Raw genomic sequence first — 12,739 nt, forward strand, 5'->3', positions numbered from 1 at the left:
AATATTTTCGTCGTGAAAAATTGCTATTTCGTTACATCAGGAACTGATGAACTCTAAAGGTACTACAGGGATTTTAATGCGCCACTTTTTAATGGCTCTAAATGAAAAAATGTCGCATTTATCATCTAAAAATTAGTGATTGATGCGACATTTTGTTTTTTCTCATTCAGAAACCGAATTAGAAATCGATAAAAATTACCTGTTTCTGTAGTTAATTGTTGCCCTTGGTTAATTGTTCCCTGCAGTTAATTGCTGCCCGTAGTTAACTGCTGCTGTAAGCCGCGCAAATCCGGGTCGCTTGGGTTGCGCATGAGCGCGGTATTCACCACTTTTAACGCCTCGGCGGCTTGTTGTTGGTCGAGCAGGGCGACAGCGTAAACATAAGCATAGCGGCCATTGTCTGGCGCGAGCTGGGCGGCGCGTTTTAGTGGTGCCAAAGCCTGCGCCATTTGTTTGCGTCTGACCTGAACCAAGCCGAGGCTGTGGTGCAGGCTGGCGTTGTCTGGCTCCAGTTTGAGCGCATCTTTCAACAGGGCTTCCGCATCATCGTTGCGGTTCTGTTGGCGATAGAGATCAACCAGATTGACGTAGGCCGAGGTCCAGCGATTATTCAGCGCCAAGGCTTCGCGATAAGCCGCTTCGGCTTTAGCGGGCTGATTGCTCTGCGCGTAGATATTGCCCATATTCACCTGCGCGGCTGGATCATCGGCATTGAATTGCTGGGCTTTGATGTAGTCGTCGAGGCCGCGTTGCAGCGATGCGGTGATCGCTGGCGGCAAGGCGGCTTGGCGCGGAAGCTCTGCCAATTGCGCAGCGGCGAGGGCGCGAATCACACGCGATGGATCATCCAGCAGTGGCGATACATATTGCGCACGCGCTTGCAGCGGCGCATTTTGCATCGCCTCCAATGCGCCCATGCGCACCAGCGGGTCTTCATCTTCTAGAGCGGCGCCTACATCCTCAACGGTTTGCTGGCTCAACCAGCTGCCCATAGCGCGTGCTGCGGTGGCGCGCACAATCGGCGGATGCTGTTTGTTGCGCAGCAATTCGACCAGTTTGGCGTCGGTGCCGGGGGCGAATTGTTGGGCATCGCTAAAGGTTTGGGCGAATTTCTGGAAGCCTTCGGGCGCGTGGCCATACCAGTTTTGTACCTGATCCGCCGCCCACTTGGCGGGTTTATCGCGGTGGCAGCTTTGGCAGGCATTGGGTGTACCCAGCGCGGCCGTCAGCGCCGGTTGCGGGATGCGGAAACTGTGGTCGCGCCGCGCATCTACCTGCATATAAGTCGTGGCGGGCATATGGCAGTTCACGCACTGGGCGCCGGGTGTATTGGCTGGATGGTGATGGTGTTTGGGGGTGTTGAATTGCGCCGCGCCGTGGCACTGGGTGCAGACCGCATTGCCCTCGGCTTTCAGCTCCAGTGTGTGCGGATTGTGGCAGTCGCTACAGGTCACCCCGGCATGGAACATTTTGCTTTGCAGGAAGGAGCCGTATTCAAAATCCTCCTCCAGAATCTGGCCGTCGTGGTGATACAAACCGCGATCCAAAAGTGCGGGTAAGAAGTTATCCATTAATGGTTGGCCGATGCGATCATCTTCAAAAAATTGCGAACGGCGCGAGTGACAAGCGGCGCAGGCTTGCAGCTCGCTGTGGCCAGTGCGTGGCTGCGAGCGGCTGGGTGTGCTGGTGACCGGGTCGGTGGTCCAGATGGCATTGTTATCCGCAAATAAATGGCTCAAGCCTTTGGTGGGTTCCAGTGTTTCCCAATCTGTGCCGCGCTGCGCCCAGCGCACATGGTTGGCGGCGGGGCCGTGGCAGGCTTCGCAAGCGACGTTGATCTCTGACCAAGTGGTGTCGTAACTGCGGGTGGCGGGCGAGTAGTTTTTTTCCAACTTGGTGGAGTGGCACTCGGCGCACATAAAGTTCCAGTTGTACTGGTGTTTGGTCCAGTGCAGCGGGTCGCGGTGATCGACTTTATCCTCAGGGTGCAAATGGAACCAGCGCTGCCCTCCCTCAGTTTTGGGGCGCGAATCCCAAGCGATACTCAGCGCCTGATAGCGCCCACCCGGCAGCGCGAGCAAATATTGTTGCAGCGGGTAGACGCCAAAAGTGTAGTGAACTTCAAAATCCTGCAGGCGCCCATCGGGGCCATCGGTATTCACAAAGTATTTGCCATCGCGCATAAAAAAGCGCGACTTCACTTGCTCGTAACTGAAACTGGCCTGATTGAAATCGCCCAATACGGTTTGATCATTCGCCAGCGCCATAGCCTGCGCATGGTGGGATTTTTTCCAGTCTTCAACTTGCTTGGGGTGGCAAGCCGCGCACTGTTGCTGACCGACGTAATCAGTTTTGGGCGGCAGGTTAGTCGATGAGTAATTGGATGTGTAAGCCGCTGCAGTAGGCGCGCTGCTGACGGTTGAGGATGAACTTATCGCCGCAACGGGTGATGGCGCCGTCGCCGCAGGCTTAGCGGAAAAATACCAAGCGCTGGCGCCAATCGCTACCAGTGCAATGGCTCCGGCAATCACTGGCCAGATTTTTTTGCGTGCTGATTGATCCTGAGTTGTTGCATCTTTCACGGTTGCTGGCGCTGTGTTTTGTGGCTGATGCTTCTCGCCGCGCCTTTGCTTTTTACCCATTGGGTGTGGCTCCCTCTATCCTTTAAATTCTAATAAGCAACGCCAAGCTTAGATCATTTACATTACATCTGGCAGGTTTTCCCAACTAAATGTCGGTTGCGCTCCAGCAGCTCGGTGAGGTTGTCGGTTTCCATGGCGCCATCGATCAGGATTTCTTCGGTGCTATCTTCCTGAGTGCGCAAAATGCCGATTTGGGTAAACATAAGCGCGTCTTTGGCAGGCAGATTTTTAAAATGGTTTTTGCCCATGTGTTTGCCATTCACCCAGACTTCCGCAGAGCCGAGCTTGGCATCGGTCGACCAGTGAATATGCAGCGCAATGCGATGCCACTGCCCCGGCGCTGCGCCTTCGGGCAATTTCCACAACACATCCTTCGCGGCCGATTCCTGAAAACTCAGCTCGCTACCGGTGATGTTAAAACGCAGCATTTGCTGCCAACTTTTATCCGATTCCCAGTAGCCCAATTCGTGTTTGTGTTCGCTTAATTTTTTCGGCAGATAAAAACTGAACGCAAAAAACGTATCCTTGTCCTCAAAGGTTTCTCCCGCTGCGCGGCGATGATGAAACTCGCTGCGATTCAAAAATTTATTGCCCATCCACAAAAAAGATTCATCGCCCGTCAAACGTACCTTGCCCGCATGTTTGCCATCAAAAGTGCAGCCATCGACGACGGATAAACCCGCGACATTGATGGGCGAATCCCACTGCGACATATCGCCCGTCTCAAAATTGCCCTGCCAGAGAATGCTGGCTTGAGCATTAAAACCGAGCAGTATTAGCGCAATGCAGGATGAAGGTAAACGAGTAGTAAATCGCATAAACACCTCTTTTATTGGAATTATTTGGTTTGAATTATTAAATCGATGCCGGGTCGGAAAAGTAAGTGCGAGTAAAAGTCGGGGGCAGTATTGATGTTTTACTCAGCTATGTCGATGACCGTATTAAGGAGGAAAGAAAATGAACAGCTATCTACACCATGTAACGGGATTTTTTGAACATGAAGATCAGGCGCGCGAAGTTCAGCGCCATCTCCTATCAGCCAATATTCCACCTGACCGAATTCACTTGCTCAACAAAGCGAGCGATGAGTCATTTCACCCAGTTAAAGAAGACAGTAACGGCGTATTAAAAGAGATGGCGGTAGACGGCGCCATCGGCGTGGCAGTGGGTACGGGCGTGGGCGCAGTGGCGCAGATGGCGTTTGTCGCCGCCAATGTCACTCTCTTTGCCGCAAGCCCACTCATAGCACCACTGGCAATGCTGGGGTGGGGCGCAAGCTTGGGTGGATTTTTAGGCGCCGCCGCAGGCGCAGCGAAAAAATCCAAACCCTTCGCAGATTTAATTCAAGACGCCATCGGCCACGGCCAGCATGTATTAATCGTCGAAACCCTAACCGAATCCGAAACCAAAATCGCGCAAGATCGCATTAGGGATGTGGTTGGCGATTATGAGGATGTGAAGCAGGCGTGACGGGACAGATGAGGGCATTTAAGAGTATTGTTATCGCCTATTTTCTATAAAAGGAAAAATAAATGGCGGTTCAAAAAGTTGCGCTCATCACTGGCGCCAGTCGGGGGATAGGTGCAGAAACTGCAAAGCTGTTTGCTGAAAACGGCTACGCTGTCTGTATTAATTATGTTTCAAATGATACCTCTGCTGAATCTGTAAAGCAGGAAATAATCCAGCGTGGTGGAAGCTGTATTCTAGTTAAAGCGGATGTGAGTATTGAGAGCGATGTAATCCGGCTATTTGAAACTGTCGATGCAGAGTTAGGGGGCATTTCCGTATTGGTGAATAACGCAGCCATCCTCAAGCAACAAAGTCGGATGGAAGATATTTCAGCCGAGCGTTTTGCGAAAATTTTGCGTACAAATGTGATGAGTTGTTTTTTGTGCAGCAAAGAAGCGGTGAAGCGAATGTCGACAAAACATGGCGGCATGGGCGGAACTATCGTGAATGTATCTTCTGCCGCAGCGAAAACCGGATCGCCAAATGAATACGTTGACTATGCTGCTTCCAAAGGCGCAGTGGATACGCTAACCCGAGGCTTGGCGTTGGAGGTTGCCGCAGAAGGCATTCGCGTAAATGCAGTGCGTCCCGGTCTTATCTACACCGATATGCATGCCTCCGGCGGTGAGTCGAATCGTGTTGATCGATTAAAAACAAAAATTCCATTGCAAAGAGGCGGTGAAGCAAAAGAAGTTGCTGAAGCTATTTTTTGGCTAGCTTCCGATAATTCGTCATTTGTCACTGGGAGTTTTATTGATACTACTGGTGGGTTGTAGTTAGTTCCTTAGCGTGATACCCAAAGCAGTTAGTTTTGATTGCTTTTTCATTCTCTCCCGGCAGTTTTTGTATTTCCACCCTGATTTATTTCGTCTAAAGCATTCTTACTACTATGCTTAGCTGACTGACAATTTTAAGGCTCCCACTATTAACGAGGTTTATATGAAAATCATTCCAAAAACAGGGGTCGATAATATTCGCTTGGGTATGACTCAAGGCGAGGTGCAGGTTAAGTTGGGTATTCCTGCGGGCAAAGATAAAACGGCAGACGAAGAGATTTGGGAATTTGATAATGGGTTGGAGTTGTCGTTTCAGGCGGAAGATAATTTTCGTTTGAGTTCGATTACGGTAATGGCCGGTTCGGCATTATTGGATGCAAAACCTATTATCGGAATTAGTGAATCTGAACTGGAAAGCATTTTCCCTGAATTTCGTTTGGATGAAGATTTTAAGCAGGATGGCAAAAGTTACTACGCCGATGAGTTACAGATAATGGCGTGGGTCTTTGATGGCGAAGTATTTAATTTGGTGGTGTTTCCTGAATACGATGAAGCCACTGAGCAGCCAATTTGGCCGCAGTAAAATAAAACTATTTATTCAGTAGAGGGAACCAATGTCGACTTTGAATGAGTGGTTAATTTTTCTGATTGCGTTGCTGCACATTTATATATTGGTGCTGGAAATGTTTTTGTGGGAAAAGCCAGCGGGGTTACGCGCATTTCGCAATACGCCTGAGAAGGCAGCAGCAACGCGGGTATTGGCAGCTAACCAAGGGCTTTATAACGGGTTTTTAGCTGCAGGCCTGCTATGGGGTTTGTGGTTGGGTGCAGAAGCGTTTGGGATTAAATTGTTTTTCTTGATCTGTATTGCTGTTGCGGGTGTATTTGGTGCGCTTACGCCAGCGAGGAAAATTCTGTATATCCAAACGCTGCCGGCGGTGATTGCTATTGTGTTGTTGTGGTTGGGAATATAAACGCCTGGTTAGCGATTATTCTGAGAGCGGGTTACCAAAAATATTCCGCCGCAAACTAGCAGTAGGGCGATGAGATATTTCCATTCCATAATGGTTTCGCCGAGGAAGATGGCCGATAAGGCCACTCCGAAAACCGGCACCAGAAAATTGAAAATGGTAACCATGCCAACGGGGTTGTATTTCAGCAGCGTTCCCCAAAGTGCAAATGCGGCGGATGACAACAGCGCGAGATAAATCAGCAGCAGTGTTGATTGCCAATCAAAGTTGCTCAGGGTTCCGCCGGTTGCCCAGCCCAACAGTATTAATGCAAATCCGCCAATGGTGAGTTGCCATGCGGTCATGATTAATACATCCATGTGCTGCGAAATACGTTTGCCGTAAATCGATGCCGCTGCGAGTGTGAAGGCTGCGATTACCACAAAACCTTCGCCTTGCAGCGACACATCAAAATCCAGCAGGTTTTTGTTGAAGTTAACAATCATCACACCGAAAAACCCCACCAAACAGCCAAGCGCTTTTCGATGACTCAATCGGTCATTGTGATAAATAAAATGTGCGAGTAATACGCTGAAAAAAGTTCCGGTCGCATTGAGGATGGATGCTTTTACACCCGTCGCGTAGGCGAGGCCGATATAAAAAAATACGTACTGCACTGTGGTTTGCGCCAAGCCCAACGTGGCCACTTGTCGCCAGTGTTTTGCACTGCCAATAGCGAGTGATTTTCCCGTCAGTTTTGCGAACAGCAATAAGAAAATTCCGGCGAGCAAAAATCGATAACCGGCAAATAGCATTTGCGCGGGAATATTGTCGCGCGCTATGCCCAGTAGTGAGTAGCCGCTTTTAATCGCCGGGTAGGAGCTTCCCCAGAGCAAGGTGCATAGGACGGCACAGGCAAAAAGAACATGGCGACGGGTAAAGGGACTGCAGGAGTGGGTCATGAATATAAAACCGGGTGGGGCGATGGATAAGGCAGGGCGGCGATTCTAACGCGAAGCATAAAAAAAGCCGATACAAAGATCGGCTCAAGCACACTTCATTGGAGAACAACTTTGGGCGGGATTAGCTGCCAATCGTGCCGTTTACAATGGGCTGGAAGGCGGTGAGTCTGTCCATCATGGTGGCGGAACCGAGGCCGTGGCCTTTGAATAAAGTGCCGAATTGGTTTTGTTGGCCATGCAGCGCCATGTAATTGAGTACGAGAGTTTCCACTAACAAGTTGACGTTGTTGGCGGCGGGGCTGCCGGCGGTTTCTACGTCGCCGCTTGGACGCATATAGCCGATTTGTTGATGACGTGCTTGCTCGTCGGCGTTGGCGCCCATCAGTTGCGGGCGGCCGCCGGGGTTGTAGACGAGGAAGAAGGAGCAGGCGGTTTGTTGGTCATCGCCAGTCCAGACGCCTTTGCCGCGCCCGGCTTCTGAATCGTCGATCATGCCGTTACTGAATACCGAGCCGTCGCTGAATACGTAGATCATCAGCGGCATGTTTTTGCGCGCGGCGTATTCGAGGCAGGCGCCAATGCAGCGGCCAGCGCGTTCGTCGCGCATTTCGCCGGTGGAGCGGTCGCCAGTGTGATAGTCGTAGCCGCCCATAGTGATGGTGCCAGCGCCCGCATAACCGTTAACGACCAGCTTCATCACCGAGGCGGTTTTGCGCAGCTCGCCGTCGCGGTCGAATTCATCGAACGAGAAGATGCCGTTGGCGCCGACAATATCTGAGTCAGCAATCGGGTCAATATCCGCCGGGTTGCCGAAGCGCGCGGCCAAGTCCGCACTCTTTACATAACCGCAGCGCAGTAGTTTTTTAATATCCTCATCGCGGCTGGTGCCTAGGCTGGCCATGGCATTGAGCTTGGCATCACTAATGCGATAGATGGACTCCATTGTTTTCACAATGTCTTCCTGACTCATCAAATCCACCAGATCGCCCACATCCACCAAGCCGGTTACGTCGTTGGGGTTGTCCACTTTGGTAGGGCGCACTTCGAGGTTGATAAGGGAGGCGGGTGCCATTGAGTTGCCGCCCGAGTCGCTGTTGCGCGAGCCGATCAGATCCACCAGCGAACCCGCCGCGCCCGCTTTGTAGATACCGTACATGGGGTTGTGCGGGTTGTTGCCGGTATCGTTTTCCGAGCGCGCCGCGATCACGGCGCCATTGATATTGGCGGCGGTGGTGGTCTGCACTTTGGATTTGATGCCTGCGAGCACCTGCGAATCGGCGTGGAATAACAGGCCGAGGCTTTCGTCGATCAATGTGGCAGCGGTAGATGCGCTGGGCGCCATATCGGCCGGTAAGCCCTGTTTGCTGTAACCCGCTGCACTCAAGAAATCGCGCTGGCCGCCGCGCTGGCCGACCAATACGTTGGAGCCAGCAAAGTTGGCGCCGCCTGCCAAATCGAAACATATAAACGGAATCTTGCCAGCGCCTTGGGCGGCAATGCCACAGGCATCGCGCACGGCGGCTATATCGTCCGATAGTGTGACTTCTGCGCCGTAAGCGGGGTTTGTGAGGATGCTCATGAGCGAGCCGCCGACCAGAGTGCCGGTGCCGAGTTTGAAACCTTGGGCGATCATCTCGCGGCGGGTCATGGGGCGGCGGTGATCGCGCAAATAAAGTGGAGCGTCCGGATGTAAAGGTGCTTTGTACTTGGCCATGTTCATTTACTCCGGTTATTGCAACAGCATCACCGCGCTGCCAAGGGTGGCGGCGCAGGTGGCTTTAACAGTGGTCAGGGTGCGGTCGGCGGCGCAGCCGCTGCCACAACTGGTCATGTTGTCGATCAACTGGTTCAGCTCCAGACGCAATTCCGCCGGATCAGCTTGATTGTCGAGTTTGCTGTGCGGATTGCTGCCGTCGGCCACTTCATTGGCGTGCAGACGCGCAAGCAGCGGCTCGATGATCTGGCTGCGTTTGGTATCGCTGTTAAAGGCGATATTGGCGGCGGCGCTGAAATCAAAGCCGGGGAAGAAGGCGGCGCGCGCGGAATTTGCGGCAGCACTGCTGCCCACCAAGGCATTACAGTAGGCCACGGTCAGCTGAGTGATCCCCATTTGCTGGGCGGCGAGGAAGCCATCCAGATTGGTGAGCGTTGGCAGCTGTTGTTTCACTTTCTCGTAGGTACATTGAGGGTATTTATATGCTTCAAGAGGAGAGCAGTCTGCGTTGGCTACAGGGCTTATGACCCCCGTCATCTGCGCCAAGCTAGCGTTGATTTCACCAAAGTCGCGCAAGCCTTGGTGTGGCTGATCGGGAATATCCGCTGGCGCCGCCGGTGCAGGTACTTCGGCTATTACACGGGTGTAGGTGTTGGCACCGATTTGATCGAAGGTGAGGAAGAACACATCGTCTTCCGGCCCACTTTTGGCTTCGACTACTGTGCCCAGTGGCGACAAGGCTTGGCGGCCTTCCACTACCGCAGCGCTATCGAGTTGGGTATCCAGGTTGGCAAATACTTGGCCGGCGATGGCTTCGGTGCCATTGACGCCGATGCGAATGCCTTTAAGCGCGACTGGGCTATCCAACTCGCCGCCGCCCAAAACGGTGAAGAAGGGCGCTGCAAACTGGTAGCCGTAATCATCGATCTGCTGCACTTCAAACACGATAAAACAATTGCTGCTGGTGCCATCGGCTGTGGTGGTAAAACAGGCCGGTTGGTCGATCAGGTCAGACACGTTAAACAGCAGCAAATAGCGCGCGCCTACACCCACTTCAAAGTTGGTGAGGATGTCGCCTTCGCTCATGGCGCGTTTGTGCACGGCGAGGAAACGCAGGCTGCCAGTCCAGGGACGATTGCCGGAAACCTCGTTGCCCACTACCAGCGCATAGCCGTTATCCCAGTCTTTCATCACCGCGCCCGCGAGTGGGTCGGTATCGCCAGTAAACTCGCCGTTGACGTAAATGCGGCGGCCGCGCACCGGGTCAAAGGTGACCACCACATGCTGCAGTGATGCCTGCGCGCGCTCGTCGTTGGCATTGGTGGCTAGCACCTCCAATCCGTTGGCGTCGCTCTTGTCGCTGCGGCTGAGTGCGACATAGTTGTAGTCGTACTGGCCGAGGGTGAAGTTGCGCTCGTTGGTGCTGCCGGAATAGCTGACGATGCGCGCCGGATTTTCATCGTTAGCACCTTGGTCAACGTTATCGGGAATCACCCAGGTTTCGATGGTGTATTCGCCCGAGCCGCGCAGCAGGTCGTAGAGTTTGCGGCTGCCGCTGACTGTCGCTTGCGCGCGGCCAGTGTCGGCAAACTTGATGCCCCAAGCGCTGCTCCAGGTGACATTGCCGATTAGGTTCAAATCGGCGGCGGGTTCAATGCCCGAGGTGTCAAAGGCGATGGTGTCTTTGCCGGTTTTAAATTCGTACTTGGCGATGATGTCGGTATCGATACGACCGCCGCTGCTGAGCACAAAAGCATCGCCCAAGCCCACGGCTTTACTCACCACCAACTCAGGGTCAACTTCCACCGCATCCAGTCCGTTGGCAAAAGCGACAATCGCGGCCTGCATTTCATTGGCGTTGGCGGCGCAATCGCCCCAGCAGTTGTGTGAGTCGGCGCGCAAACGTTGCACCAAACGCGACTGCGCTGGGTTATCCAAACGGATTTTGCTCTTGGCTGCTTGATAAGCAGTCGCCACTTCGCTGCTCGCCAAATAAGGCTGCTGGCGCGTTGCGGCCGATTCAGAGTGGCAGCCCGCGCAGTATTGCGTCAGCAGTGGATAAACAGTGGCGGCAAAGTCGCTGCTGTCGATGGGGAAGGCTTTGCTGTTGGCGATCTCTTTATCTTCCGGCGCTTTGAGCGTTACATCGTTAGCGTTGGTTTCGCGCGGGCCAGCCCAGCGGTTAATCCAGCCGGTCATGATGTCGCCACAGGCAACCGGGTCGCTGGTCCAACAGTTATGCCCGCCCGCGACTTTGGTCACCAAGCGCGATGCGGCTGGGTCAGACAGGGACACCAAGCCGTTATCGATTACTGCGGCATAGGCGAGGTTGATGTCATCGCCGCGTGCAAAGACGGGTGCTTGGGTCTGGTGACAGCCGCCGCAGCGGTCTTCGCGGGCGATGTTGATCCACAGCTCGGTCTGGAATTTGGTGATATCGGAAGTTGAGGCGGGTTTTTGGCCGCGATACGCAAAATCGCCGCCACCTGTTGCTGGTGGCGGAGGTGGGTTAGTGGTGACTTCACTGCCACTACCCGAGCCGCCGCAGCCGCTGAGCAATCCAGCGATGAGAGCGAGCGCAACAATGGTGGATTTGTGCCACTGCAAGGCTGTTTGAATATTCATGTTCATCACCTTATTCACCTTTGCAGTAGTCGGCAGTGTCGATAAACACTTGCTTCAGGTTGTAGCCAGCACTGGCGAAATTGTTGGTGATCAGGTCAACCTGTGCGTGGTCGGCGGTATTAGCCGGTTTGCGCAAGCACACATTCTGGAACACCTTCTCTACTTGGCAGCTGGCAAATGCGCGGCTGTGTGCCAGCTCCATATTCATGGTTTTGGCGCCAGTACCCTTGCCGGGCAGGCTGGTATCCCAGCCCAAATGCTTGTTCATGCCTACACGCCAGTAGTTTTGCCAGTCGTCATTAGTGGTGACATAGCCGTATTTAAAGGTATTGGCGTTGATGCGGTATTTCTTCTCGACGCGCGAATTGGTGTCCGGGTCGATCACACCTTCGCTGTTGTAGTGAATGGCGCCACTCACGCCATCCGGATCGCCGTTTACATCAAATTCGTAATCGTAATAGGCATAGGCTTTGGCCATAGGGTCCATGCCGTTGTGGCAGCCCACGCAGTTATTCAGGTAGACGCGGCTATCGCCACCGGGGCTGCGGCTCACATCCTGGCGCACAAAATCCGGCGTGAGTGAGGTGTCGTGCACCTGCTCCAAATCGCGGCATAAATGATTGAGCAGGGTGAAGCGGAACATGGCGCGGTTGGTGCCGGCGATAAAAAAGGCCTTGGCGGCGGCACGGCTGGTGACAACGCCGGAGGTCGCCTCGGAGGGGATGCCGTTCAAGCTGGTTTGGTCGCGCGCGACCAAGGTGTTTTTGAGGCTGATGCCCTGAGCTTCAATCGCCTCGTAGTGAGCGTTGCTGCTGATGGAATAGGCAGGCAGTCCGGGGGCGTTACTGGTGTAGAGCTTGTCGCCGTAGAGCAGAGTGCGGAAGTCGCCGCCATCCCTTACCAAACCGATCACCGTAGCGGTGTAATCATTCAGTGGCGCAAAGACAGTGCGATCGCGGTTGGTCCAGGGCGTCGCCAAATTCTTCAGGGTGACGCTGTAAAACGCCTCGTTTTCCATAGCGATGGCCACGGCGCCGGCGACATCATTGGCGTCGATTTCAGCGGTCATCTGCGCTAGCACTGTCGCGCTGGGCGGTACACCGGCGATGCGATTGTGAATTTGCAGCGCCTGTTCGCGCGAACCGGCGTAGCTATTGCCAGCCGCGAGTGTCAGTGCCATTAGCCCAATCATGGGTAAAGGCCGCAATACTCGGCTGACCCAATGGGCCAAGTGGTGGGGTGAGTTAATCACAGTTGCTCCTGGAGTTTGTACGCGAGCCAGATGGATCTACAACCTAAGCCACAGTGGTGGGTGGCTTGTGTTAGGTACAGCGTAATCGGCGGCGGTTTTTCTGTTATCTCTATGTCAGATAGGCTCTATGCAGTGACTGTGCCTAAAACGGCTGGTTTTTATGCGCCAATCAACGCTGTGTCAGGAATTAGAAACAGTTCTCCAAATGGCCGCTAAAATCCTGAAAGTGCAGCTAATGTCTTGCTTGATGTTGTATTTGACGTCTTTTTTGACGCCTCTGATTACGCTTGCGGGTGTCGCAAAATGTCA

Annotated in this window: 10 protein-coding genes; 4 read left to right on the top strand and 6 right to left on the bottom strand. The window is 53.5% G+C overall.

Annotated elements, in window-relative coordinates; genetic code table 11:
- Positions 1-245 precede the first annotated feature (245 nt).
- Together SPL68_RS04610 and SPL68_RS04615 are read right to left on the bottom strand one after the other, a co-directional pair.
- Positions 246-2,642, bottom strand: a complete 2,397-nt coding sequence (locus SPL68_RS04610) for a tetratricopeptide repeat protein (protein ID WP_323813898.1) — start codon at positions 2,640-2,642, stop codon at positions 246-248.
- 62 nt (positions 2,643-2,704) lie between these two features.
- Positions 2,705-3,460: a polysaccharide lyase gene (locus tag SPL68_RS04615; RefSeq protein WP_323813899.1), complete on the bottom strand. Its 756-nt coding sequence runs from the start codon at positions 3,458-3,460 to the stop codon at positions 2,705-2,707.
- Positions 3,461-3,599: 139 nt separating this feature from the next.
- Here SPL68_RS04615 and SPL68_RS04620 point away from each other — a divergent pair, with 139 nt between their 5' ends.
- From SPL68_RS04620 to SPL68_RS04635, 4 genes are all read left to right on the top strand, one after another.
- Entirely contained in the window at positions 3,600-4,112 is a 513-nt protein-coding gene (locus SPL68_RS04620) for a hypothetical protein (protein WP_323813900.1), read from the top strand.
- Positions 4,113-4,174: 62 nt separating this feature from the next.
- Positions 4,175-4,927: an SDR family oxidoreductase gene (locus SPL68_RS04625; protein ID WP_323813901.1), complete on the top strand. Its 753-nt coding sequence runs from the start codon at positions 4,175-4,177 to the stop codon at positions 4,925-4,927.
- Between the two features lie 163 nt (positions 4,928-5,090).
- The gene (locus SPL68_RS04630) at positions 5,091-5,510 is read left to right on the top strand and encodes a hypothetical protein (protein ID WP_323813902.1); all 420 of its coding nucleotides are present in this window, start codon (positions 5,091-5,093) and stop codon (positions 5,508-5,510) included.
- A gap of 31 nt (positions 5,511-5,541) precedes the next feature.
- Positions 5,542-5,901 (top strand): DUF1304 domain-containing protein, encoded by a 360-nt coding sequence (locus tag SPL68_RS04635; protein WP_323813903.1) that lies wholly within the window; start codon positions 5,542-5,544, stop codon positions 5,899-5,901.
- Positions 5,902-5,909: 8 nt separating this feature from the next.
- Here the strand turns inward: SPL68_RS04635 and SPL68_RS04640 are convergent, their stop codons facing one another.
- The 4 genes from SPL68_RS04640 to SPL68_RS04655 all read right to left on the bottom strand — a co-directional run bounded on the left by SPL68_RS04640 (position 5,910) and on the right by SPL68_RS04655 (position 12,358).
- Positions 5,910-6,839 carry a DMT family transporter gene (locus SPL68_RS04640; RefSeq protein ID WP_323813904.1) on the bottom strand — a complete coding sequence of 310 codons (930 nt, stop codon included), beginning with the start codon at positions 6,837-6,839 and terminating at the stop codon, positions 5,910-5,912.
- Between the two features lie 121 nt (positions 6,840-6,960).
- Positions 6,961-8,553: a hypothetical protein gene (locus tag SPL68_RS04645; protein ID WP_323813905.1), complete on the bottom strand. Its 1,593-nt coding sequence runs from the start codon at positions 8,551-8,553 to the stop codon at positions 6,961-6,963.
- Between the two features lie 15 nt (positions 8,554-8,568).
- Positions 8,569-11,178 carry a LamG domain-containing protein gene (locus SPL68_RS04650; RefSeq protein ID WP_323813906.1) on the bottom strand — a complete coding sequence of 870 codons (2,610 nt, stop codon included), beginning with the start codon at positions 11,176-11,178 and terminating at the stop codon, positions 8,569-8,571.
- 10 nt (positions 11,179-11,188) lie between these two features.
- Positions 11,189-12,358, bottom strand: coding sequence for a hypothetical protein (locus SPL68_RS04655; RefSeq protein WP_416377406.1), 1,170 nt, complete (start codon positions 12,356-12,358; stop codon positions 11,189-11,191).
- Between the last annotated feature and the right edge of the window lie 381 nt (positions 12,359-12,739).

Origin of the sequence: Cellvibrio chitinivorans (genome assembly GCF_035117775.1) — a bacterium.
Lineage (GTDB): Bacteria > Pseudomonadota > Gammaproteobacteria > Pseudomonadales > Cellvibrionaceae > Cellvibrio > Cellvibrio chitinivorans.

Excerpts from the sequence above, each read along its gene's own strand:
- SPL68_RS04610 (WP_323813898.1), bottom strand. The coding sequence starts at position 2,642 with ATGGGTAAAAAGCAAAGGCGCGGCGAGAAGCATCAGCCACAAAACACA.
- SPL68_RS04615 (WP_323813899.1), bottom strand. The coding sequence starts at position 3,460 with ATGCGATTTACTACTCGTTTACCTTCATCCTGCATTGCGCTAATACTG.
- SPL68_RS04620 (WP_323813900.1), top strand. The coding sequence starts at position 3,600 with ATGAACAGCTATCTACACCATGTAACGGGATTTTTTGAACATGAAGAT.
- SPL68_RS04625 (WP_323813901.1), top strand. The coding sequence starts at position 4,175 with ATGGCGGTTCAAAAAGTTGCGCTCATCACTGGCGCCAGTCGGGGGATA.
- SPL68_RS04630 (WP_323813902.1), top strand. The coding sequence starts at position 5,091 with ATGAAAATCATTCCAAAAACAGGGGTCGATAATATTCGCTTGGGTATG.
- SPL68_RS04635 (WP_323813903.1), top strand. The coding sequence starts at position 5,542 with ATGTCGACTTTGAATGAGTGGTTAATTTTTCTGATTGCGTTGCTGCAC.
- SPL68_RS04640 (WP_323813904.1), bottom strand. The coding sequence starts at position 6,839 with ATGACCCACTCCTGCAGTCCCTTTACCCGTCGCCATGTTCTTTTTGCC.
- SPL68_RS04645 (WP_323813905.1), bottom strand. The coding sequence starts at position 8,553 with ATGGCCAAGTACAAAGCACCTTTACATCCGGACGCTCCACTTTATTTG.
- SPL68_RS04650 (WP_323813906.1), bottom strand. The coding sequence starts at position 11,178 with ATGAATATTCAAACAGCCTTGCAGTGGCACAAATCCACCATTGTTGCG.
- SPL68_RS04655 (WP_416377406.1), bottom strand. The coding sequence starts at position 12,358 with ATGGCACTGACACTCGCGGCTGGCAATAGCTACGCCGGTTCGCGCGAA.